Source organism: Lentzea guizhouensis (genome assembly GCF_001701025.1).
In the GTDB taxonomy this organism is placed as follows: domain Bacteria; phylum Actinomycetota; class Actinomycetes; order Mycobacteriales; family Pseudonocardiaceae; genus Lentzea; species Lentzea guizhouensis.
This window is the reverse complement of record NZ_CP016793.1, coordinates 2,075,548-2,097,361: the sequence shown is the minus strand read 5'-3', so window position 1 is coordinate 2,097,361 and position 21,814 is coordinate 2,075,548. Positions and strand designations below refer to the sequence as shown.

Below are 21,814 nucleotides of genomic sequence, written 5' to 3'. Positions count from 1 at the left end.
GCCGATCGCCCGTAGGCTGACGTGGTGCTCGCAGTCGTCCCACCCCCGGTCACGGTCCGCGTCCCGGCCAAGGTCAACCTGCACCTGGCCGTCGGCGACGTGCGACCGGACGGATACCACGACCTGGTGACCATCTTCCAGGCGCTCTCGCTGGCCGACGAGGTCACCGTCGCCGTCGCCGACGAGCCCGGTGTCGAGGTCCACGGCGAGGGCGCCGACCAGGTGCCCACCGGTGCCTCCAACCTAGCCTGGCGTGCCGTGCGCCTGCTGGCCGCGCACGTCGGCAAGGACCCGGACGACCCCAAGGTCCGCGTGGTCATCCGCAAGGCGATCCCGGTCGCCGGCGGCATGGCGGGCGGCAGCGCCGACGCCGCGGCCACCCTGGTCGGCCTGGCCTCCCTGTGGCGGCTGGAGATCAGCCGTGACGAGCTGGCCGAGCTGGCCGGCAAGCTCGGCGCCGACGTCCCGTTCTGCCTCTACGGCGGCACCGCGCTCGGCACCGGCCGCGGTGAGCGGATCGTGCCGGTGCTGGCGCGGCACCAGTTCCACTGGGTGCTGGCGTTCGACCGGCGTGGACTGTCCACCCCGGACGTGTTCGACGAGCTCGACCGCCTGCGCACCGACGGAGACCCGCCCCGCGTCGGCCAGGTCGAGGCGGTCCTGGAGGGCCTGTCCTCCGGCGACCCCCGCCAGCTCGCGTTGCTGCTGGGCAACGACCTGCAGGCCGCCGCCGTGTCACTGCGCCCGAACCTGCGCCGCACGTTGCGCGCGGGTGTCGACGCGGGCGCGCTGGCCGGCATCGTGTCCGGTTCCGGTCCCACGACGGCGTTCTTGTGCGAGGACAACGACACGGCCGTGCGCGTCGCGGCAGAGCTCGCAGGTGCGGGTGTGTGTCGCACCGTGCGCGTGGCACAGGGCCCGGTGCCCGGTGCGCGTGTCATCGCGACCGAAGAGCCGAAGCCGACGCCGCCCGAGGTCCACGCCTAGAATTCGGTGGCGCCACGCGTGCCCCGGTGTGAAGCGCCCGTTCCAAACGGGGGCGATCTCGAGTTCTCGGGGCACGCGTGGCTCCCGCACGTGCCGGGGGAGGCGACCAGGTGGGCAGACAGCTGCGCCGCGACCTGTTCCGGATGGTCGTCTCCGACCTGGTCGGGAACCACCCGAACCTCCACCCCGATCGCCTCGACCACTACGCGGGCCTGGTCCGCCGCAGCACCGTCGAGGACCCCGGCTGGACCGCCGCGCTGCTGCGCTGGGCCCGCCACGACGTCGGCCTCGCCTACACCGCGCACGCGGGTGCCGCCGAGTTCGTCGCGGCCCGCCTGGCCGCCGGCCTGCACGGCATGTCCCGCCAGGTGGTCGACTCCGTGCTCGCGGAGCCGAACGACCCCACCTGGCTGCTGAACTACTGGCACTACAAACACGGACGCGCTGTGCCCAAGCCGGTGAAGCGCGGTATCGGCGACGCCGTCCGCCGCCTCTACACCGAACAGTCCGTGATCGAGGACGACCTCACCTTCATCAGCCTCCGGTTCGGCGACGTCCTGAACCTCGTGCACCCGAAACCGGTCGACGAACGCCAGTCCGCGCTGTTCCGGTCGATCATCGACCGCCGCTACGACCGCCACGCCGAGGAGTGCCGGCCCTCGCTCCCGCCACCGGCGGCGCCGCCACCGCGGATTTCCGGCCACACGCTGCTGCTGGCCGACCTGACGGCGGTCGAGCGGTACGGGGCCGAGGGGATCGTCGAGACGGTGCTGGGCAGGTGCGAGCGGGCGGAGGCCGTGCGGTTCCGGCGGCACGGCGTCGCCCCCGAGCGCGAGCGGGCCCTGCTGAAGGTCGTCCGCACCCGGTACCGCCGCCACGACCGCGTCGTCGTCATCACCGAGTCCCAGCAGCTCGACCGCTCGCTGAGCCGGTCCGTGCCGCGGAACGTGCCACTGCACGTCTGGGACCTGGACGACCGGGACGCGGAGTGGGCCTCGGTGTCGAGGTACCGGTACCGCCACGACGGCACCAAGGCCGGCTGCCAGCGGGCGCTGGGTCTGTTCGAGGCTGGGGAGCAGGAGCTTTGGCCCTGGTAGGTAGCCTTCACCGGGCAGTTTCTTACTAGTCGTGAGGTTTTGATGGCCAACCTGGTCAACCTGGAGTCCGTGTCGAAGTCGTTCGGCGTCCGGCCGCTGCTCGACGGCGTGTCGCTCGGCGTCAGCGAGGGCGACCGGATCGGTGTCGTCGGGCTGAACGGCGGCGGCAAGACGACGCTGCTCGAGGTGCTGGCCGGGGTGGAGCCCGCCGACGACGGCCGGGTGTCGCGGTCGCGGGACCTGCGGATGGCGGTCGTGACGCAGCGCACCGAGCTGCCGGTCGGGTCGACCGTGCGCAACGCGGTGATCGACCCGCTGGGCTTCGACGCGGAGCACGAGTGGGCGGCCGACGCCCGAGTCCGGTCCATCTTGGACGGACTCGGGATCACGGCGCTGGGCCTGGACTCCGTGGTCTCCACGATGTCCGGTGGCGAACGGCGTCGGGTCGCGCTCGCGGCCGCGTTGATCCAGGACCTCGAGCTGCTCGTGCTGGACGAGCCGACGAACCACCTCGACGTCGAGGGTGTGCGCTGGCTGGCCGAGCACCTGCTGGCCCGCAAGTGCGCGCTCGTCGTCGTGACCCACGACCGGTGGTTCCTCGACACGGTCTGCAACCGCACCTGGGAGGTCGTGCAGGGCAAGGTCGAGCAGTACGAGGGCGGCTACGCCGACTGGATCTACGCCCGCGCCGAGCGGACCCGGCTCGCGGACGTGCTGGAGGAGAAGCGGCAGAACCTGGCCCGCAAGGAGCTCGCGTGGCTGCGCCGGGGTGCGCCCGCGCGGACCTCCAAGCCGCGCTACCGGATCGAGGCGGCCGAGGCGCTGATCGCGGACGTGCCGCCGCTGCGGGACAACGTCGAGCTGCTCGCGTTCGCCAAGAAGCGCCTGGGCCGCACGGTGATCGAGCTGGAGGACGTGACACTGTCCATTCCGGACCGGGTGCTCGTGCGCGACCTGACCTGGCGGATCGGGCCGGGCGAACGGGTCGGCCTCGTCGGCGTCAACGGTTCCGGCAAGACGACGTTGCTGCGGCTGCTGGCCGGTGAGCGCGAACCCGAGACGGGCAAGCGGATCCAGGGCCAGACGGTGAAGATCGCGCACCTCTCGCAGGAGTTGCTCGACCTCGACGGCTCGATGCGCGTGCTGGAGGCGATCGAGGAGGTCGCGCGCCGGGTCGTGCTCGGCAAGTACGAGATGTCCGCCTCGCAGCTGGGCGAGCGGTTCGGGTTCTCGTCGCAGAAGCAGTGGACGCCGGTGTCCGACCTGTCCGGTGGCGAACGGCGGCGGCTGCAGCTGTGTCGGCTGCTGATGGCCGAGCCGAACGTGCTGCTGCTCGACGAGCCCACGAACGATCTGGACATCGACACGTTGCAGCAGCTGGAGGACCTGCTCGACTCCTGGCCGGGCACGCTGATCGTGATCTCGCACGACCGGTACCTCGTCGAGCGCGTGTGCGACAAGGTCGTTGCGCTGTTCGGTGACGGCGGCCTGACCGACCTGCCCGGCGGCATCGAGGAGTACCTCAAGCGCCGGGACTCGTTGCGCGACAGGGAGACCGCGGGCTCCGGTCCGGCCACTCAGAAGGCTCCCTCCAACGCCGCCGACCAGCGCGCCGCCCGCAAGGAGCTGGCCCGGCTGGAACGGCGGCTGGAGCAGCTGCACAAGAAGGAGGCCGAGCTGCACGCGGCGCTGGCCGAGGCGGCCACCGACCCGGACCGCCTGCTGAAGCTCGACGCCGAGCTCAAGTCCGTGCTGGCCGAGGAGTCCGACGTCGAGGCGGCGTGGATGGAGGCCGCCGAGGCGGTCGAGGGCTGATCCGAAAAAGGACGAATTCCTTACGGGCGCTGCCAGAGCCTCGCCAACCGATCTCGCGCGGCACCAGACTCCCCGGTGATCCACTGCGAACGGATGGAGAGTGCGGATCCCATGGGTGCGAAGGTGTTGTGGAGCAGGCGGATCGTCGCGGCGGCCAGTGCGGTGGCGGCGACCGGGGCGTTGACCCTGGTCGGTGCCGGCACCGCCGCGGCGGCCGACACGCTGCAGTACAACGTGTGCATCAGCAAGGGCAGCAGCGCCAGGGCCCAGATCGTGTTCCTCGGCAACCACGGGGCGTCGGGTGAGGCGGCTCCCGGTCACTGCACGTCGGTCGAGAAGGGCCGCGGCCTGCTGTTCAAGGTCAGGACGCGGACGCTGGCCGGCCAGTGGAAGGAAGACGGGAAGTTCTACAGCTCGGCCGACAAGCACCCGTGCGTGACGGCCTGGACCCGCAACGGCGGCACGGACACCAGCTACGGCATCAGCTACTTCTCCTCGCGCAACTCCTTGTGCGGCTGAGGACGTCCGCCAGCACTGCCGGCGCCCGTGCTCCACGGCGTCTGCAAGTACTACCAACTGCGAGTTGGTGGTACTTGCAGACGCCAGCAGCGAACTGGGCTACTTGCCGCGGCGGCGCAGCTCGTCGGCCAGCTGGGGCAGCAGCTCGTCGATGAACGACGTGTCGTAGCCCTGACCGGACAGCAGCGCGTAGCTGAAGCGGGCCTTCATGACCTCCTCGGAGGTCGCCCCCAGCATGCCGTCGAGCGCGACGCCGATCTCCTCCAGCATCCGGTCCACCTGCGCGGTGCGGTAGCCGCGCTGGCCGGACGCCGCCTGCGGGATGCGCAGCTGGCGGAGGTCCTTCCACGACTTGACCCGCGGGATGCTGCGCACCGGCCCGGAGAGCTGCTGCTCGACCTGCGCCAGGAACGCGTCCACCTCGGTCTCGTCGTACCCGCGCCTGCCGATCAGCGGCCGGGAGAACCGGATGTCGCGGACGTCCTTGCCGGTCAGGTTGTCCTGGCCCATGAGCGTCGCCTCGATGCGGTCGAGGAAAGCGTCCACCTGGGACTCCTGGTAGCCACGGCGGCCGCGGGGAGGGCGGTGGAACGCGACGTTGCGGATGTCCTTCGCGGTGAGCCCCTGCTCCGGGACGGTCTGGGGAGGCGGCGGTGCGGGCAGCGCCGGTGCCTGTAGCGGCGGCTTGGGCGGCGGGGCGAGCGGGGGACGTTGCGGTTGGGGCCGTTGTTGTTGCGGCGGCGGGCCCGGACGTTGCGGACGCTGCTGCGGCAGCTGCGTCGTCGGCGGCGGCACCGGGGCCGGCGGGGGAGCGGTCTCGAACATCAGCACGACCAGGTCGAGGAACGTGTCGACGTCCTCCGAGTCGTAGCCGAACGTGCCGGGAGCGGTCTCACCGAAGACCGCGTCCTGAACCTGTTGGGCGGTCAGGTTGTCCTGGCCCCGCAGAGTGGCCTCGATGCGGTCGAGGAACGCGTCGACCTGGCCCTCGTGGTACCCGCGGGTCCCCGGTCTGGGCTTGTGGAACCGCACGGCCGCCACGTCGTCGGGGGACAGTCGCACCGCGGGTCTGAGCGCCTGGGACGTGGCGTGCGCGCCCTGCGCCGGTGCGGCGGCCTGCTGACGTTGCGGAGTGGACCGCAACGTGTCGGCCACCAGCTCCATGAACACGTTGACCTCGTTCACGTCGTAGCCGGGATCACGGGTCGCCGTGCTGAACCTGACGTTGAGCACATCTTCACGCGTGAGGATGTCCTTGCTGCGCATGGTGTCCTCGACCCGGTCGAGAAATGCGTCCACCTCGGCCGCGTCGTACCCGCGCGCACCCCTGGGAGGGCGGTGGAACGCGACGAGCGCCACGTCCTGTGCGGAGAGCAGAGGTGCCGGATGCGCGGGTAGACGATGCTGCGCTCCGGGGCCGCCCCGATCCACCAATGACCTCCTCCTGCGTACCTGTACTGGGGAGTATCGCGTTTCGCGTGGCATAACGTTTCGCCCTGATGGACCAAAGGCCGCCACTACGATCGCGAACATGAGTCAGTTCGTGGATGTGATGCTGGCGACGGCCGCAAACGGCAGGGACAGGGGCATGACGACGGGTGAGCCCGCCGAGCCCGTCCGCCGGACCTGGGCCGAGGTGCACGAACGCGCCCGGCGGATGGCCGGTGCGCTCGATCTGGCGCCGGGCACCGCGGTCGCGGTGCTCGCCGCCGAACCCGCCGCCATCGCCCCGGCCGTGCAAGCCGTCTGGCTGTGCGGTGGGAGCGTCACGATGTTGCATCAACCCACACCGCGCACCGACCTGGCCGAGTGGGCCGAGGACACGATGCGGGTGCTCGCCATGATCGACTCTCGTCTGGTGCTGCTCGGCGCCCCGTTCGACGCGCTGGCCCCCGTGCTGGACGAGCACGGGATCGCCTACCGCACGGTGGCCGAGCTCGACGGCGAGCCGATCGCCGACCCTGTTCCCACCTCCGAGGATGCCACCGCACTGCTGCAGTTGACCAGTGGCTCCACCGCCGACCCCAAAGCGGTGCGCATCACCCACCGCAACCTGATGTCGAACGCGCTTGGAATGCGCGAGGCAGCGGCGCTGGACCCGGAGTCCGACGTCATGGTGTCGTGGCTGCCGTTGTTCCACGACATGGGGATGGTCGGGTTCCTGACCGTGCCGATGCTGTTCGGCCTGGAGCTCGTGAAGGTCACACCTGTCGACTTCCTGTCGCGCCCGACCCTGTGGGCGGACCTGATCACGCGCCACAAGGGCACCATCACCGCCGCGCCGAACTTCGCCTACGCGATCGTGGCGCGCCGGCTGGCCTCGTCGTCCGACTCGTTCGACCTGTCCACGCTGAGGCTGGCCTTGAACGGCGCCGAGCCGATCGACCCGGCGGCGGTCAAGTCGTTCATCGACGCGGGCGCGCGTTTCGGCCTGCGACCGGAGTCGATCCTGGCGGCGTACGGCATGGCGGAGACCACCCTGGGCGTGGCTTTCGCGCCGTTGTTCACCGGCCTGTCGGTGGACGTGGTGGACGCCGACGAGCTGGAGGCCTCGCGCCAGGCCGTGCCGTCCGAGAACGGCCGTGCCTACCCGCTGCTCGGACCGCCGTTGCCGGGCCTGGAACTGCGCGTGGTCAACGACTCGGGTGGCGTGGTGGGCCTGCGCTCGGTCGGCGAGATCCAGATCCGCGGCGACGCCGTCACCCCCGGCTACCTGACCGTGAACGGCCCACTGGCCACACAGGACGCCGAGGGCTGGCTGTCCACCGGGGACCTCGGCTACACCGTCGAGGACGGCCAGGTCGTCGTCTGCGGGCGGCGCAAGGACGTCATCATCATGGGCGGCCGCAACATCTACCCGACCGACGTCGAACGCGCGGCCTGCTCGGTGGACGGCGTGCGCGCGGGCAACGCGGTGGCCGTGCGCCTGGACGCCGGGACGCAGCGCGAACGGTTCGCCGTCGTCGTCGAGTCGAAGCTGGCCGGTGACGCGGAGGCGGAGAAGGGCCTGGTCAAGGAGGTCACGGCCCGCGTGGTCGACGCGGTCGGGTTGCGCCCGTTCGCCGTGGTGGTGCAGCCGCCGGGGACGTTGCCGAAGACGCCGTCGGGCAAGCTCCGGCGGTCCGCGGCGGCCGCGCTGGTCTAGTAGAGGTCATCGAGCTCGTCGAGTCGTCTGCGCAGCTCCCGCGCACTCTTGCGGGGGAGCGCGCAGGCGACGTGCTCCAGGAGCTGGCGCTGTTCGACGGGATCAGGGCAGCAGCCGCAGTCGTCGACGAGGTTGTCGTCGAGCCAGAAACGGCGAGCGGGAGAGTCCGCATACCTGAGCCAGGCTTCGAGGGCGCGCATGACTTCGCCCGGCCAGAGGTAGTTGCGGGTGCGTTCGAGGCGGTCCAGGTCGCCGAGGAACCGGCTGGAGAAGCCCTTCAGCACGTCGGGACGCCTACGCGGCATGAGCCTTTCGGTTGGTCATGCCGTCATCCTACGGCTCAGTGGAAGGCGTTTTGGGCGGCTTCCAGGCCCTTGCTGACCAACGCCTCCGTCGCGTCCGCCGCCCGGTCGATCTCCAGGGCGAGCTGCTTGCGCTCCACCGCGGAGAAGTCCCTGAGCACGTAGTCGGCGGGGTCCTGGCGGCCCGGCGGGCGGTCGACGCCGAAGCGGACGCGGTGGTAGTCCTTGGTGCCCAACGACTTCGTGATGGAGCGGAGTCCGTTGTGGCCGTTGTCGCCGCCGCCGAGCTTCATCCTGATCGCGGCGAACGGGAGGTCGAGCTCGTCGTGGACGACGACGATGATGGTGGGCTTGTAGAACTTGGCGGCGCTGGAGACGGGCCCGCCGGAGAGGTTCATGAAGCTGCGCGGCTTGGCGAGGACGACGCGGCGGCCGGACAGGCGGCCCTCGACGATCTCAGCGCCGGAGCGGTGGGCCTTGAACTTGCCGCCGACGCGGGCGGCCAGCTCGTCGAGGACGAGGAACCCGATGTTGTGGCGGTTGCCTTCGTACTTCGGGCCGGGATTGCCCAGGCCGACGATCAGTGCGAGATCGTTCGGGGCGAGCTCATCGTCCACGGAAGCGCAACTCCTGCTCGAGGTCGTCCAGCAACGCGTCCACGGCCTGCACCTGGTACCCGCGGCCCAGCAGGCCGGACGTGGTGCTGAACCGGGTGTTGCGGACCTCGGTGGAGGTCATCGCACCCCGGCCGTCCAGGTTGGCCGCGGCGCGGGCGAGGAAGGCGTCGACTTCGACGCGATCGTAGCCGGTGCTCGACTTGGGGATCTTGCGCGCGGCCAGGTCCTCACCGGTGTTCAGGCCGGTGGGCGGCACGATGCCGTTGCGGACCTGGAACTCCAGCAGGTGCAGCAGCTCGTCCACGGCCCGCGGGTCGTAGCCGTTGGGCACCGCGGCGAACCGCACGGTGTGCACGTGGTCGGGGTTGAGCCGCATCCGGCCGGCCAGCGCGTCGGCGATGATCAGCAGGAACTCGTGCACCTGGCCGGGGTCGTACCCCTGCCGCTTGCGGCGGAAGGTCTTGACCCTGATCTCGGTCGGACGCAGGTGCTGCAACGGCGCGCCGCCCCCCTCGTGAGGAGGTGGCGCGCCGTTTGTCCGGCCCGACGTGATGGGGCTCAGCTCTCCTCGGTGGCCTCGGCCGGGGCAGCGGTGTCGTCACCCTCGAGCTGCGCCGCGGACGGCGCCTCGTTGACGGCGACGACGAGGGCGTCGGCGTCGGTGATCAGGACGGCACCCTCCGGCAGCGTCAGGTCGCTGGCGTGGATCTGCGTGCCCGCGGCGACACCGTCGATCGACAGCTCGATCTGCTCCGGGATGTTCATCGCGTCGGACTCGATCTGGATCGTGCTGAGGTCCTGCGTCAGCAGCGTGCCCGAGGCGGGCTCGCCCGAGATGACCAGCGGCACCTCGACGGTGACCTTCTCGCCGCGCTGGACGAGCAGCAGGTCGACGTGCTCGATGTAGTTCTTGATGGGATGCGTGGTGACGGTCTTGGTCAGCGCCAGCTCACTCCCGCCGTCGAGGGCGAGGGTGAGGACGGCGTTCTGACCGTGCTCACGGACGACACGGGCGAACTCGAGCGCCGGCAGGGCCAGGTGCTTCGGGTCGGAACCGTGGCCGTAGAGCACCGCGGGGATCTTGCCGGCGCGACGGGTACGGCGGGCGGCGCCCTTGCCGAATTCAGTGCGCTGCTCAGCGGCGAGACGGACCTCGGACACGGTGGGGTACTCCTTAACAGGTCTGGCCTTGTACGTCGGGGCGGTGCACAAGTATCAGCGTGTGGGGGTGATGGCCAGCGGCGGCGAGCAGCGCGGAACAGGTCAACACGCGCGGCATCAAGCCACCGCGTCGATCACGCCGAGCTAGGTAGCTCGCCCTCGCCGAGGCAACCCGACCAGTGTAGGTGAGAGAGGATCGGGAGGCCTAATCGGGGGTCGGTGGCGGGGGGAGGGAGGGGCAGCGTCGGTGCCCCGAGGTTGTCAGACCCCGTCGGTACGTTGGGTCGCGGGGGACCCAACCGCGGAGGGGACCTCTGCGCGAGCCTGCGAACGAACCGCGCGAAAGCCGAAGGGGCCCTCCACGCCCGCCGAAGCGTGCGTGCAAGGCCCCCAGGGCAGAACGATCAGGCGTTGCCGTCGAACAGCGACGTCACCGACCCGTCCTCGAACACCTCCTGGATGACCCGCGCCAGCAGCGGCGCGATCGACAGCACGGTCATCGAGGGGAAGCGCTTCTCCGCCGGGATCGGCAGCGTGTCGGTGAACACGACCTCGCGGGCGCCGGAGTTCTGCAGGCGCTCGGTGGCCGGGCCGGAGAGGATGCCGTGCGTGGCGGCGATGACCACGTCGGCGGCGCCCTCGTTCAGCAGCTGCTTCACGGCGCCGGCGATGGTGCCGCCGGTGTCGACCATGTCGTCGATCACGATGCAGAGGCGGCCCTCGACCTTGCCGACCACGCGGTTCGAGACGACCTCGTTGGGGCGCAGCGGGTCGCGGGTCTTGTGGATGAACGCGATCGGCGCGCCGCCCAGGGTGTCGGCCCACTTCTCGGCGAGCTTGGTGCGGCCAGCGTCGGGGGAGACGACGGTGAGGTCGTGGCCCGCGTACTTGCCGCGGATGTGGTCGGCCAGCAGGGGCATGGCCCACAGGTGGTCGACCGGGCCGTCGAAGAAGCCCTGGATCTGGGCGGTGTGCAGGTCGACCGAGACGAGGCGGTCGGCGCCGGCGGTCTTGAACATGTCGGCGATGAGGCGCGCGGAGATCGGCTCGCGGCCGCGGTGCTTCTTGTCCTGACGGCCGTACGGGTAGTACGGCATGATCACGGTGATCCGCTTGGCCGAGGCGCGCTTCAGGGCGTCGACCATGATCAGCTGCTCCATCAGCCACTGGTTGATGGGAGCGGTGTGGGACTGGATCACGAAGGCGTCGCAGCCGCGGACCGACTCCTCGAAGCGGACGAAGATCTCGCCGTTCGCGAAGTCGTAGGCCTGCTGCGGGGTCACGGTGACGTTGAGGTGCTTCGCGACCTCCTCCGTCAGCTCCGGGTAGGCACGACCTCCGAAGAGCATCAGGTTCTTCTTCGGTGTGCCGGACATCTGCGGGTTCACGGTCAGCGACCCTCCTCTGTCTTCTCGGAATTCTGCTGCGCGAGTGCCGCGGCGGCCGCCTGGGCCGCCGCCGTGCCCTCACGCCGGCTGAGGACCCAGCCTTCGAGGTTGCGCTGCGGGCCGCCGGACACGGCCAGTGCGCCCGGTGGGACGTCGCGGCGCAGGACCGTGCCCGCGCCGGTGTACGCGCCGTCGCCCACCGTCACCGGCGCTACGAACATGTTGTCCGAGCCGGTGCGGCAGTGGGATCCGACGATCGTGCGGTGCTTGTTCACCCCGTCGTAGTTGACAGTTACCGATGCTGCACCGATGTTGCTGTGATCGCCGATCGTGGCGTCGCCGATGTAGGACAGGTGGGGGACCTTCGAACCCTCGCCGATCGTCGAGTTCTTGGTCTCGACGAACGTGCCGATCTTGCCCTTGACGCCTAGAGACGTACCGGGGCGCAGGTAGGCGAACGGGCCGACGCTCGCGCCGGCGCCGATCTCCGAGTCGCTGCCGTGGGTCCGCACGACCGAGGCGCCGTCGCCCACCGCCACGCCGGACAGCGTGGTGTCCGGGCCGACCACGGCACCGGAACCGATCACCGTGCCCGCGCGGAGCTGCACGTTCGGCTCGATCAGCGCGTCCTGGCCGATCCGCACGTCCGCGTCCACCCAGGCCGAGGCCGGGTCGACGAACGTGACGCCGGAGCGCAGGTGGTCCTCGACGATCCGGCGGTTCATCTCGGCACCGACGGCGGCCAGCTGCACGCGGTCATTGATGCCCTCGACGAGCCAGCGGTCGGACGCGGTCAGGGCGCCGACCCGCAGGCCGTCGCCGCGGGCGATGCCCAGCACGTCGGTGAGGTACAGCTCGCCCTGCGCGTTGTCGGTCGACAGCCGCGACAGCCCGTCGCGCAGCACCGCCGCGTCGAACGCGTACACGCCCGAGTTGATCTCGGTGATCAGCTGCTCGGTCGCGCTGGCGTCCTTCTGCTCGACGATCCGCTGCACGGAGCCGTCGGCGTCGCGCACGATCCGGCCGTACCCGGTGGGGTTGTCCACCACGGCGGTCAGCACGGTCACCGCGTTGCCGGCGGCAGAGTGCTCGGCCAGCAGCGCGGTCAGCGTCGGCGTGTCGAGCAGCGGCACGTCGCCGTAGCTCACGACCACGGTGCCGCCCAGGTCGTGCGGCAGCTCGGCCAGGCCGCACGAGACCGCGTGCCCGGTGCCCTTCTGCTCGGCCTGCACGGCGACGGTGACCTTGCGGCCCAGCGCGCCGGACAAGGCGTCGAGGTGCTCGGTGACCGCCTCCCGGCCGTGGCCGACGACGACGGCGAGGTGGTCGGGGTCTGTGCCCGCCGCCGCGCGCACCGCGTGTTCGACGAGTGAACGTCCGGCGATCCGGTGCAGCACCTTCGGCGTGGACGACCGCATGCGGGTGCCTTCCCCGGCGGCGAGCACGACCGTGCTGACAGGGCCTTCGAGCATCAACGCTCTCCCTAACAGGCTGGGTGGTTCGAAGTCCGCGGACCAGCCTAAGCCTCCGCGGACGGCTCCCCCGCCACCGCCGCAACCTGGCAGCCACCCTGGCGCTTCGCCACGTACATCGCCGAGTCAGCTCTTGACAGGGCCTGGTTGGCCGATTCGCGCGGGCGCAGCGAGATGACCCCGACCGACAGCGTCACCCCGCGTGAGAGGTCGATTGGCAGGCCTGCCACGGCATCCACGGCCCGGCCGAGCGCGGCCTCCGCGGCGTGCAGGGGTGCTCCCGGCAGCAGCACCACGAACTCGTCGCCGCCGTAGCGGGCCACCATGTCGTCACCCCGCAGCGCCTGGCGGAGTGTGCTGGCAATCACCCGAAGAACATCATCACCCTCGGCGTGTGAATGCCGGTCGTTCACGCCCTTGAACCCGTCGAGGTCCACCAGGGCGATCGAGAACGGGTACACCTCACCGGCGATGAGCTCGCCCATCTTGTCGTCGAGCGCGCGGCGGTTCGGCAGCCCGGTCAACGGGTCCTGCAACGCCTGCTGCGCTATCGCACCGTGCGCACGCGTCAGCCGTTCGTGTTCACGGCGCGTCATCAACGTGGCGACCCGCGACTCCCGCATGTGCCACAGCTCGGCCTCCAGCGCCGAGTTGTAAGCCTCCAAAGCGGACGTCGTGTGTGGACCGCAGAGGTGCGCGTACTCGCGTTCCAGCGACAGCACCAGCGACGGTTCCGACGTGTCGTGCTCCATCTGCGTGCGGGTGTCGCCGAGCACCTTCAGCGCGTCGTCGAGCCGGTTCGCCTCGACCAGGCACCGGGCCAGCGCGATCGCGACGATGATCAGCTCCCGCGCGTACATGGACAGCCCGCGCAACGACCACAGCCGGTCGAGGTGGTCCTCGCTCGGGTTCGTCAGCGCCTGCGCGGCACCGAGGATCGGCACCTGCTCGGCGGCGTCGAGGTCGCGCCTGCCGGGGTGCAGCGACTGGCGGAACGGGACCTCGGCGGCCTCGGCGAGCCCGGCCGCGACCCGGAACTGCTCGTCGGCCTCCTGCCGGAAGTTCACCCGTTCGAGACGCAGGCCCCAGCCGATCCGCAGCCGCGTGCGGTTCACCAGGTGCACGTAGATCTGGTGCGGCTGACCGCTCTCCCACAGCGCGTTGTGCGCGCGGGCCAGCACGTCGTCGGCCATCTCGTAGACGCCCAGCTGGGTCAGCACCAGCGCGATGTCCTGCAGGGTCGTGGCCAGCAGCTGGTCCCACGTCCGCTTGTCGAAGACCGGGTCGGGCTCCGGCTCCTCGTCGAGCATCATCGCGAGCGCCGCGGCGATCTCGGTGAGCGCCTTGTCCTCGGCGTTGCCCAGCAGGAACCGGCGGCCGCGCAACGCCCGCGCGTCCGCCTCCAGCACGATCAGCCCGTGCCGGCGGCAGTGCGCGAGCATCTCGTCGAGCTGCGGGTCGGACATGTCGACCAGGCCGGGCGTGACGAGCCGGACCACGGCGGCGGCGCGCAGCAGCTGCGCGACGATGCGGGGCTCGCCGCGGCCCTGGGCCTCGGCGAGGATGTGGTCTATCTCGTTCGCCGCGTCCAGCTGCGCCGCGAGGTGGCTGCTCTGGGCCACGGCGACGAGCTCGCTCGCGCGGCCCACCAGCCACGCGTCGGACATCTCGTGGTGGCGGTGCCCCACGTTGCCCTGCTCGTCGACCGTTTCCTCGGGCAGCTCCGCACCTCCCAAAGACCGCGACCCTGTGCCCTCAAGGCCTCTGCTCCGCCACCAGGATTCGAACCTGGACCATCGGAACCAAAATCCGAGGTGCTGCCTTTACACCATGGCGGACCGGACGAACCGGAGCGCGTCCTGCGCACATGTTGTCACGAGACCTCCTCCGCTTGTCCAACCGCCACTCGACTGGCCGTCACGACGATCACCCGCAAGATCACGGCCGAACACCGATTGCGCTGGTCAGGAAGTCGCCGAGCTCTCTGCGGTAGGTGTCGGTCGCCACGTTCCACCCCGAGGTGTGGTCGGCGCCGGGGATCTCCACGTACCTCAGCGGCCACCCGAGGCCGTGCGCGGCGGTCGCCAGGTCGCGCGACGACTGGGCGGGCACGGTGCCGTCCGCCGTGCCGTGGAAGACCAGCGTCGGCGGCTTCGTGGCGGGCGGGTTGCGCACGAGGTCGAAGCGGTCGAAGTCGATGTCGGCGCGCCAGCCGGAGACCAGCTCGGCCACCGGCGTGAGCCAGGTCGGCACGCCCCGGTTCCGCGCCTGCAGGTCCAGTGTCTGCGTCCAGTCGGTGACGGGCGAGTCGAGCACGACCCCGCTGACCACCGCCGCCGCACTTGACCGGGCCAGCGCCTGCCCGACGATCGCGCCGCCCATCGACCAGCCGTAGAGCACGACCTCCCGCGCACCTTGGCCTTGCGCGTACCTGATGGCGGCTTCGACGTCGCGCCACTCGGTGTCGCCGAGGTGGTAGAGGCCGTCCGGGGACGCGGGCGCGCCCACGTCGTTGCGGTAGGTGATCAGCAGAACGGGCAGCCCCGCGGTGTGCAGCTGCGGCACCACGCGCAGCGCCTCCTCGCGCGACGCGCCCCGCCCGTGCACGGTGATGACCCACGTGTCCTTGCTCGCGGCGGGCACGAGCCACGCGGGCATCTCGCCGAGCTCGGACGGCACCCGGACCTCGCTGTAGACCAGACCCAGCGTGGTCTTGGGGTTGCCCTCGTAGACGTCGGTCTCGATGCGCACCTTCGTGCCGTCCGGCGGCGCCGTGCCCTCCAGCAGCGGGCGTTCGACGCGGCCGTCCTCCGCCGTGACCACCTCGCCGACCTTCGCGCTGCCACCGGGCCAGACCAGGCCGAACGTGCCGGCCTGCGTGCTCAGCTTCGACTCCGCGAGCACGACGTTGTCGCCGTCCTGGCCCAGCGAGGTCTCCGGGTACCGCTGCGGCACCTCGGCCGGTTCGAGCAGCTCACCGCTGTAGTACCAGCCGATGCCGCCCAGCGCCGCGGTGACCAGCACGAGCAGGGACAGCAGCGAGATGACGGTGACCCGGATGATCCTGCGTCTGACCATCCACCGATCATCCCGCGCGCAGGGCTCGATGCCACGCGACACAGCGCGCCAAGCCGGACGGCCGCGCGCATCTCGTCGGCGTGGCGGGGGAGCCACGTAGGCTGGCTCGATGGCCAGGGTCAGGATGACGGGCAAGGAACGCCGCGAGCAGCTCCTGGACGTCTCCCGGTCCCTGTTCGCCGAGAAGGGCTTCGAGGCCACCTCGATCGAGGAGATCGCGCACCGCGCCTCCGTCTCGAAGCCCGTTGTCTACGAGCACTTCGGCGGCAAAGAGGGCATCTACGCCGTTGTCGTCGACCGCGAGATGCGGCGCCTGATGGACCAGATCGCCGACGCGCTCGACGGCGGCGACCACCCGCGTGAGCTGCTGGAACGGGCCGCCTGCGCGTTGCTCGGCTACATCGACTCCTCGACGGACGGGTTCCGCATCCTGGTGCGGGACTCGCCCGTCGCGTCGTCCGGCGGCACGTTCTCGTCGCTGCTCAACGACATCGCCTCGCAGGTCGAGCACATCCTCGGCGTGCACTTCGCCCGGCGGGGCTACGACCGCAAGCTCGCCGCGCTCTACGCGCAGGCGCTGGTCGGGATGGTCGCGCTGACCGGGCAGTGGTGGCTGGAGGTGCGCAAGCCGAAGAAGGACGAGGTGGCGGCCCACCTCGTCAACCTGGCCTGGAACGGCCTGTCCGCGATGGAGCACAAGCCGCGTCTGCGTTCGCGGTCCTGACGGCGGCAGCTGAAACGGTCCGGGGGCCGTCGAGCGATGTGTTCAGGGGACGGGTTCTCCGGAACCGGAGTCCGCGACGTCGAACGTGCCGTTCGTCGAGGGGTCGAACGGCACCGTTCGCCGAGCCCTCAGACGGTCCCGGTGAGCTTGAGCAGCTTGTCGCCGGTGCCGTTGGACGTCGTCAGGTAGAGCGCGCCGTCGGGTCCGGTGCGCGCGGCGCGCAGCCGGCCGTACTTGTCGTCGAGCTCCTCGGGGACGCTGACGTTCTGCACCTTCCCGGCGTCGTCGAGCGTGAAGAGCAGCAGCTTCGAGCCCTTCAACGCGGTGATCGCGAGCTTGCCGTTCCAGAACGCCGCCTGGCAGATCGCCTCGGTCGGCGACCCGGACGACCACACCGCCGGCACCGCGTCCGGGAACCGCTGCAGGTCGGTCATCGGCACGGACTCGTCGTACCCGCCCTGCGTGCCGCCCTGGGACGGGTCCCAGCCGTAGTTGCCGCCCGCCTTCAGCAGGTTGACCTCGTCGTCGACCGACGGCCCGTGCTCGCTGGAGAACGCCTGGTCGCTGTCGGGCCGGAACACCACGCCCTGCACGTTGCGGTGCCCGTAGCTGTAGACCCGCCGCTCGTTGGCGTTGCCCGACGACTCGAACGGGTTGCCCTTCGCGCCCTCACCGGTCTCCGGGTCGATCCGCAGCACCTTGCCGCCCAGGTTGGCGCGGTCCTGCGGGTTGCGGCCCTGGGCGATGTCACCGGTGGCGACCCACATGGCCCCGTCCGGCCCGAGCGTCGGCCGGCACCCGGAGTGCCGCCCGCTGGAGTTCGACGGCATGCCGGTGAGCAGGTCCTTGACCTTCGTGGCCTTGGTGCCCTCGAGCCGGAACGTCACCAGCCGCACGTCCCTGGCCGTGTTGTAGCAGGCCGTGAACCGCTGGCCGTCGGGGTGCACGACCACCCCCATCAACCCGCCCTCACCGCGCACCTGCACGTCGGTCAGGTCGACGTCGACCGGCGTGACCCGCCCGTCCTTGACCAGCTTGACCGTCGCCGGCCGCTCGGTCACCAGCACCGAACCGTCCGGGAGGAACCCGAGGTCCCAGGCGTGCTGGAAGCCTCCCGCGACCTCCTCGACCGCCAGGCCCTGTGGGGCGGGCGCCTTCGAGGGTGCGTTCCCGCCCGGTTCGGGCGTGGAGCACGAGGCGAGGACCAGCACCAACCCTGCAGCAACGAGTGCGCGCATGTCCCAACTATGCGTTTTGTGCCGTGGAGGTTCCGTAAGGCCGCTCGTTCGGCAGCAACGCGCGCGCCGCGTCGTCATCACCCGCACGCACCGCCGCGTGCACCGCGCGCGCAAGGTCGGTCACGTCCGTGATGCCGATGGTCCACTCGTGCACGTACTTCTCGACGGCCTCGCGCGTCAGCCCGATCTGGATCGACCGGTACGGCAACGCCTCGTGCCGCAGCCCGCGCTCCGGGTCCCACTGCACCCGCACGGCCGGCTTGCCCTTGACGCTGCTCTCGACGGCGTTCCGCACGGCCCAGTCGAACCCTTCGCGGGTGATCCGCACGGCCAGCACCCGCTCCTGGCCCTCCTTCTGCGCGTACCCGCAGCGGTACATCATCCAGAGGAACGACGGCTTGATCCACGTCATCCGCTCCATCTTGAACGGCGCGACGAACCGCTGGGCAGCGACCGCCGGATCTGCGATGACGGGTGAGTACGCCTGGTAGACCACGATGGACTGATCGTCGTAGTCAGCCCTGATCTCTCTCATCTCCACGGCTTCAGGATCAGGGCGGGGTCAACCGCGTTTCGTCGCCCAGCGCGACCACTGGAGCGGGCGCGAGTCACCCGATAAGGGTTCGCCCCAGGGGTTATGGTGGGTGCCGAGACCCCTCGTCCCAGGCAGGGGTCTGTCTGGCGTCTCCCACTCGACCGGGGTTTGTAAATCATGCCGCTGCTCGGCCTGCTCGATGGTGTCCTGCCTGACAAAGCCCTCCGCACGTTGATCGACTCGGCGGGTGTGCCCGAGCTGGCGCTCGACGGTCCGCTGGCCGCCCGCCCGCTGGTCGCCGCCTCGCTCTCGACGGTCAGGCCGGTGCTCGCCGTCACCGCGACCGGGCGCGAGGCCGAAGAGCTGACGAACGTCCTGCGCGACCTCATCGGGGCGGACCAGGTGGCGTTCTTCCCGAGCTGGGAGACGTTGCCGCACGAGCGCCTCAGCCCGCGCGCGGACACGGTCGGTGCTCGCCTGCAGGTGCTGCGCCGGCTCAAGCACCCCGCGGGCAACCCGGTCAAGGTGCTGGTCACGACCGTCCGCAGCCTCATCCAGCCGATGGCGCCCGGCCTCGGCGACCTCGCGCCGGTGCACCTCGTGGTCGGCGAGGAGCAGGACTTCGCCGAGCTGGTCACGCGCCTGGCCGAGAACGCCTACACCCGCGTCGACATGGTCGAGAAGCGCGGCGAGTACGCCACCCGCGGCGGCATCCTCGACATCTTCCCGCCGACCGCCGAGCACCCCTACCGCGTCGAGTTCTGGGGCGACGAGGTCAGCGAGATCCGGCCGTTCTCGGTGCAGGACCAGCGGTCGCTGCCGGAGGAGGTCCAGGAGTTCGTCGCGCCGCCGTGCCGTGAGCTGCTGCTGACCGACGACGTGAAGCAGCGCGCGGCGGACCTGGCGCAGGAGCACCAGTCCGACGCGCACCTGGCCGAGATGCTGGAGAAGATCTCGAACGGCATCGCGGTCGAGGGCATGGAGGCGTTGATCCCGGCGCTGTGCCCCGGCGAGCTGCAGATGCTCACGGACGTGGTGCCCAAGGGCACGCACGTGCTGCTCAACGACCCGGAGAAGATCCGCGCCCGCGCCGCCGACCTGGTGCGCACCGGCCAGGAGTTCCTGGAAGCGTCCTGGATGGCCGCCGCCGGCGGGGGCAAGGCGCCGATCGACCTCGGCCGCAGCGCCTACCAGGGCCTCGGCGAGATCTCCGAGGCCGCGCGCGCCGGCGACCGTCCGTGGTGGACGCTCAGCCAGCTCACCACCGACGCCGCCGACGTGGTGCACCTGGACGTCAAGCCGGTCGAGGCCTACTCCGGCGACGTCGAGCGGGCGTTCGCGGACCTCAAGGCGCACACGGCCACGGGTGGCGCGGCGGTGCTCGTCGTGCCCGGCGCCGGTACCGCGCACCGCGCCGAGGAACGGCTCAAGGAAGCCGAGGTCGCCGCCGTCTGCGTCGAGTCCCTCGACGAGGCGCCGAAAGCCGGCGTGGTCACGGTCGTGCGCGGTGCGCTCGAGGACGGCTTCGTGCTGCCGGACCTCGCGCTGGTCGTGCTGACCGAGACCGACCTCACCGGCGGTCGCGGCGGCACGTCCACGAAGGACATGCGCAAGATGCCGTCGAAGCGGCGCAACGCGGTGGACCCGCTGGCGCTCAAGGCGGGTGACTTCGTGGTGCACGAGCAGCACGGCATCGGCAAGTACGTGGAGATGGTCCAGCGCACGGTCGCCGGCGCCACCCGCGAGTACCTGGTGCTGGAGTACGCGTCGTCGAAGCGCGGTCAGCCGGGCGACCGGCTGTTCGTGCCGACCGACCAGCTCGACGAGGTGTCGAGGTACGTCGGCGGTGAGCTGCCCACGCTCAACAAGCTCGGCGGCAGCGACTGGAAGAACACGAAGTCCAAGGCGCGCAAGGCGGTCAAGCAGATCGCGGCCGAGCTCGTGCAGCTCTACGCGGCCCGCCAGTCCGCCCCCGGTCACGCGTTCGCGAGCGACACGCCGTGGCAGCGCGAGCTGGAGGACGCGTTCGCGTTCACCGAGACGCAGGACCAGATGGCCGCGATCGACGAGGTCAAGGCCGACATGGAACGCGGCGTGCCGATGGACCGCGTCATCTGCGGTGACGTCGGCTACGGCAAGACGGAGATCGCGGTCCGCGCGGCGTTCAAGGCGGTGCAGGACGGCAAGCAGGTCGCCGTGCTGGTGCCGACGACGCTGCTGGCCCAGCAGCACCTCAACACGTTCGCCGAGCGGATGCGCCAGTTCCCGGTGAACGTCAAGGGGCTCAGCCGGTTCACCGACCCGCAGGAGTCCGAGCGGACCATCGCGGGGCTCGCCGACGGCGAGGTCGACATCGTGATCGGCACGCACCGGTTGTTGCAGAAGACCGTGCGGTACAAGGACCTCGGCCTCGTGATCGTCGACGAGGAGCAGCGGTTCGGCGTGGAGCACAAGGAGCACATCAAGGCGTTGCGCACGCACGTCGACGTGCTCACGATGTCCGCGACGCCGATCCCGCGCACGCTGGAGATGTCGCTCGCCGGCATCCGCGAGATGTCCACGATCCTGACCCCGCCGGAGGAACGGCACCCGATCCTCACCTACGTCGGCGCCTACGACGACAAGCAGGTCGGCGCGGCGATCCGGCGCGAGCTGCTGCGCGACGGCCAGGTCTTCTTCGTGCACAACCGGGTCTCGTCGATCGAGAAGGCCGCGCGCCGCATCCGTGACCTCGTACCGGAGGCACGGGTCGTCACCGCACACGGCCAGATGAACGAGGACAAGCTCGAAAAGATCATCCAGGGCTTCTGGGAACGCGAGTTCGACGTCCTGGTCTGCACCACGATCGTCGAGACCGGCCTCGACATCTCCAACGCCAACACGCTGATCGTCGAACGCGGCGACCTGCTCGGCCTGGCCCAGCTGCACCAGCTGCGCGGCCGCGTCGGCCGCGGCCGGGAGCGCGGGTACGCGTACTTCCTGTACCCGGCCGAGACGCCGCTGACCGAGACCGCGCACGACCGGCTCGCCACGATCGCGCAGAACACCGAGCTCGGCGCGGGCATGGCGGTCGCGATGAAGGACCTGGAGATCCGCGGTGCCGGCAACATCCTCGGCGCCGAGCAGTCCGGTCACATCGCGGGCGTCGGCTTCGACCTCTACGTGCGGCTGGTCGGCGAGGCCGTCGAGGCGTTCCGCAAGCACGCGGGCGCGGACGGCGGCGAGGTCGAGGAGGAGCTCGCCGAGGTGCGGGTCGACCTCCCGGTCGACGCGCACATCCCGCACGACTACGTGCCCGGCGAGCGGCTGCGCCTGGAGGCCTACCGCAAGATCGCGGCCGCCTCGGACGAGCCGGCCCTGCAGGCCGTCTGGGACGAGCTCAAGGACCGCTACGGCACGCCGCCGGAGCCGGTCGAGCGCCTGCTCGGCGTGGCCAGGCTGCGGCACACCTGCCGCCGCCACGGCGTCACCGAGGTGATCGCGATGGGGCAGAACATCCGGTTCGCGAAGCTGGAGCTGCTCGACTCCCAGCTGGTCCGGTTGCGCAGGCTCTTCCCCAAGGCCGTGTACAAGCAGGCGATGGGCACGGTGACCGTGCCTAGGCCGACGGAGGGAGCGGCGGGCGGCCGGATGGGTGCACCGCAGCTGCGTGATCAGGAACTGCTGGACTGGTGCGGTGCGTTCCTCGACTCACTGGCGGGGACTCCCGTGACCCCGGTCACCACGGCGTGAGAGG

The 21,814-nt window shown here is 70.7% G+C and carries 18 protein-coding genes and 1 tRNA gene; 7 read left to right on the top strand and 12 right to left on the bottom strand.

Annotation, left to right across the window (positions count from 1 at the left end; genetic code table 11):
• Window positions 1-24: 24 nt before the first annotated feature.
• From BBK82_RS10470 to BBK82_RS10455, 4 genes are all read left to right on the top strand, one after another.
• Window positions 25-987 carry a 4-(cytidine 5'-diphospho)-2-C-methyl-D-erythritol kinase gene (locus tag BBK82_RS10470; protein ID WP_065920963.1) on the top strand — a complete coding sequence of 321 codons (963 nt, stop codon included), beginning with the start codon at window positions 25-27 and terminating at the stop codon, window positions 985-987.
• Between the two features lie 110 nt (window positions 988-1,097).
• A complete protein-coding gene (locus BBK82_RS10465) occupies window positions 1,098-2,084 on the top strand; it encodes a hypothetical protein (RefSeq protein ID WP_065914825.1) in 987 nt (328 codons plus the stop codon).
• Window positions 2,085-2,126: 42 nt separating this feature from the next.
• The gene (locus BBK82_RS10460) at window positions 2,127-3,899 is read left to right on the top strand and encodes an ABC-F family ATP-binding cassette domain-containing protein (RefSeq protein ID WP_065914824.1); all 1,773 of its coding nucleotides are present in this window, start codon (window positions 2,127-2,129) and stop codon (window positions 3,897-3,899) included.
• 111 nt (window positions 3,900-4,010) lie between these two features.
• The gene (locus BBK82_RS10455) at window positions 4,011-4,418 is read left to right on the top strand and encodes a hypothetical protein (RefSeq protein ID WP_065914823.1); all 408 of its coding nucleotides are present in this window, start codon (window positions 4,011-4,013) and stop codon (window positions 4,416-4,418) included.
• A 99-nt stretch (window positions 4,419-4,517) separates the two neighbouring features.
• Here the strand turns inward: BBK82_RS10455 and BBK82_RS56690 are convergent, their stop codons facing one another.
• Entirely contained in the window at window positions 4,518-5,849 is a 1,332-nt protein-coding gene (locus BBK82_RS56690) for a DivIVA domain-containing protein (protein WP_071812565.1), read from the bottom strand.
• Window positions 5,850-5,949: 100 nt separating this feature from the next.
• Here BBK82_RS56690 and BBK82_RS10445 point away from each other — a divergent pair, with 100 nt between their 5' ends.
• The gene (locus tag BBK82_RS10445; RefSeq protein WP_065914821.1) at window positions 5,950-7,563 is read left to right on the top strand and encodes a fatty acyl-AMP ligase; all 1,614 of its coding nucleotides are present in this window, start codon (window positions 5,950-5,952) and stop codon (window positions 7,561-7,563) included.
• Here BBK82_RS10445 and BBK82_RS10440 read toward each other — a convergent pair.
• From BBK82_RS10440 to BBK82_RS10400, 9 genes are all read right to left on the bottom strand, one after another.
• Entirely contained in the window at window positions 7,560-7,868 is a 309-nt protein-coding gene (locus BBK82_RS10440; protein ID WP_065914820.1) for a hypothetical protein, read from the bottom strand. The genes BBK82_RS10445 and BBK82_RS10440 overlap by 4 nt on opposite strands.
• A 35-nt stretch (window positions 7,869-7,903) precedes the next feature.
• Complete coding sequence (pth, locus tag BBK82_RS10435) at window positions 7,904-8,482, bottom strand: aminoacyl-tRNA hydrolase (RefSeq protein ID WP_065914819.1); 579 nt, start codon at window positions 8,480-8,482, stop codon at window positions 7,904-7,906.
• Complete coding sequence (locus BBK82_RS10430) at window positions 8,472-8,978, bottom strand: DivIVA domain-containing protein (protein ID WP_237048120.1); 507 nt, start codon at window positions 8,976-8,978, stop codon at window positions 8,472-8,474. The genes pth and BBK82_RS10430 overlap by 11 nt, the downstream gene beginning before the upstream one ends.
• 62 nt (window positions 8,979-9,040) lie before the next feature.
• The gene (locus BBK82_RS10425; protein WP_065914818.1) at window positions 9,041-9,643 is read right to left on the bottom strand and encodes a 50S ribosomal protein L25/general stress protein Ctc; all 603 of its coding nucleotides are present in this window, start codon (window positions 9,641-9,643) and stop codon (window positions 9,041-9,043) included.
• A 404-nt stretch (window positions 9,644-10,047) separates the two neighbouring features.
• The gene (locus BBK82_RS10420; protein ID WP_179953810.1) at window positions 10,048-11,019 is read right to left on the bottom strand and encodes a ribose-phosphate diphosphokinase; all 972 of its coding nucleotides are present in this window, start codon (window positions 11,017-11,019) and stop codon (window positions 10,048-10,050) included.
• Window positions 11,020-11,033: 14 nt separating this feature from the next.
• The gene (glmU, locus tag BBK82_RS10415; protein WP_065914816.1) at window positions 11,034-12,503 is read right to left on the bottom strand and encodes a bifunctional UDP-N-acetylglucosamine diphosphorylase/glucosamine-1-phosphate N-acetyltransferase GlmU; all 1,470 of its coding nucleotides are present in this window, start codon (window positions 12,501-12,503) and stop codon (window positions 11,034-11,036) included.
• A gap of 47 nt (window positions 12,504-12,550) precedes the next feature.
• Window positions 12,551-14,239 (bottom strand): GGDEF domain-containing protein, encoded by a 1,689-nt coding sequence (locus BBK82_RS10410; RefSeq protein ID WP_335618071.1) that lies wholly within the window; start codon window positions 14,237-14,239, stop codon window positions 12,551-12,553.
• Window positions 14,240-14,270: 31 nt separating this feature from the next.
• Window positions 14,271-14,341, bottom strand: a tRNA-Gln gene (locus BBK82_RS10405).
• 100 nt (window positions 14,342-14,441) lie between these two features.
• Window positions 14,442-15,581: an alpha/beta hydrolase family protein gene (locus BBK82_RS10400; RefSeq protein WP_065914815.1), complete on the bottom strand. Its 1,140-nt coding sequence runs from the start codon at window positions 15,579-15,581 to the stop codon at window positions 14,442-14,444.
• A 124-nt stretch (window positions 15,582-15,705) separates the two neighbouring features.
• Between BBK82_RS10400 and BBK82_RS10395 the strand changes: the two genes are divergently transcribed.
• A complete protein-coding gene (locus BBK82_RS10395; RefSeq protein ID WP_154697969.1) occupies window positions 15,706-16,305 on the top strand; it encodes a TetR/AcrR family transcriptional regulator in 600 nt (199 codons plus the stop codon).
• 128 nt (window positions 16,306-16,433) lie between these two features.
• Here BBK82_RS10395 and BBK82_RS10390 read toward each other — a convergent pair whose 3' ends face one another.
• Both BBK82_RS10390 and BBK82_RS10385 read right to left on the bottom strand, forming a co-directional pair.
• The gene (locus BBK82_RS10390; protein ID WP_065914813.1) at window positions 16,434-17,543 is read right to left on the bottom strand and encodes a PQQ-dependent sugar dehydrogenase; all 1,110 of its coding nucleotides are present in this window, start codon (window positions 17,541-17,543) and stop codon (window positions 16,434-16,436) included.
• 7 nt (window positions 17,544-17,550) lie between these two features.
• Window positions 17,551-18,078, bottom strand: a complete 528-nt coding sequence (locus BBK82_RS10385; protein WP_065920960.1) for a DUF4291 domain-containing protein — start codon at window positions 18,076-18,078, stop codon at window positions 17,551-17,553.
• Window positions 18,079-18,255: 177 nt separating this feature from the next.
• Between BBK82_RS10385 and mfd the strand changes: the two genes are divergently transcribed.
• Window positions 18,256-21,810 (top strand): transcription-repair coupling factor, encoded by a 3,555-nt coding sequence (gene mfd / locus BBK82_RS10380; protein WP_065914812.1) that lies wholly within the window; start codon window positions 18,256-18,258, stop codon window positions 21,808-21,810.
• The last annotated feature ends 4 nt before the right edge of the window (window positions 21,811-21,814 follow it).

Coding starts and splice junctions, on each gene's coding strand:
- glmU (WP_065914816.1), bottom strand. CDS start 12,503: ATGCTCGAAGGCCCTGTCAGCACGGTCGTGCTCGCCGCCGGGGAAGGC.
- BBK82_RS10395 (WP_154697969.1), top strand. CDS start 15,706: ATGACGGGCAAGGAACGCCGCGAGCAGCTCCTGGACGTCTCCCGGTCC.
- BBK82_RS10390 (WP_065914813.1), bottom strand. CDS start 17,543: ATGCGCGCACTCGTTGCTGCAGGGTTGGTGCTGGTCCTCGCCTCGTGC.
- BBK82_RS10400 (WP_065914815.1), bottom strand. CDS start 15,581: ATGGTCAGACGCAGGATCATCCGGGTCACCGTCATCTCGCTGCTGTCC.
- BBK82_RS10455 (WP_065914823.1), top strand. CDS start 4,011: ATGGGTGCGAAGGTGTTGTGGAGCAGGCGGATCGTCGCGGCGGCCAGT.
- BBK82_RS10440 (WP_065914820.1), bottom strand. CDS start 7,868: ATGCCGCGTAGGCGTCCCGACGTGCTGAAGGGCTTCTCCAGCCGGTTC.
- BBK82_RS10385 (WP_065920960.1), bottom strand. CDS start 18,078: ATGAGAGAGATCAGGGCTGACTACGACGATCAGTCCATCGTGGTCTAC.
- BBK82_RS10420 (WP_179953810.1), bottom strand. CDS start 11,019: ATGTCCGGCACACCGAAGAAGAACCTGATGCTCTTCGGAGGTCGTGCC.
- mfd (WP_065914812.1), top strand. CDS start 18,256: ATGCCGCTGCTCGGCCTGCTCGATGGTGTCCTGCCTGACAAAGCCCTC.
- BBK82_RS10460 (WP_065914824.1), top strand. CDS start 2,127: ATGGCCAACCTGGTCAACCTGGAGTCCGTGTCGAAGTCGTTCGGCGTC.
- BBK82_RS10445 (WP_065914821.1), top strand. CDS start 5,950: ATGAGTCAGTTCGTGGATGTGATGCTGGCGACGGCCGCAAACGGCAGG.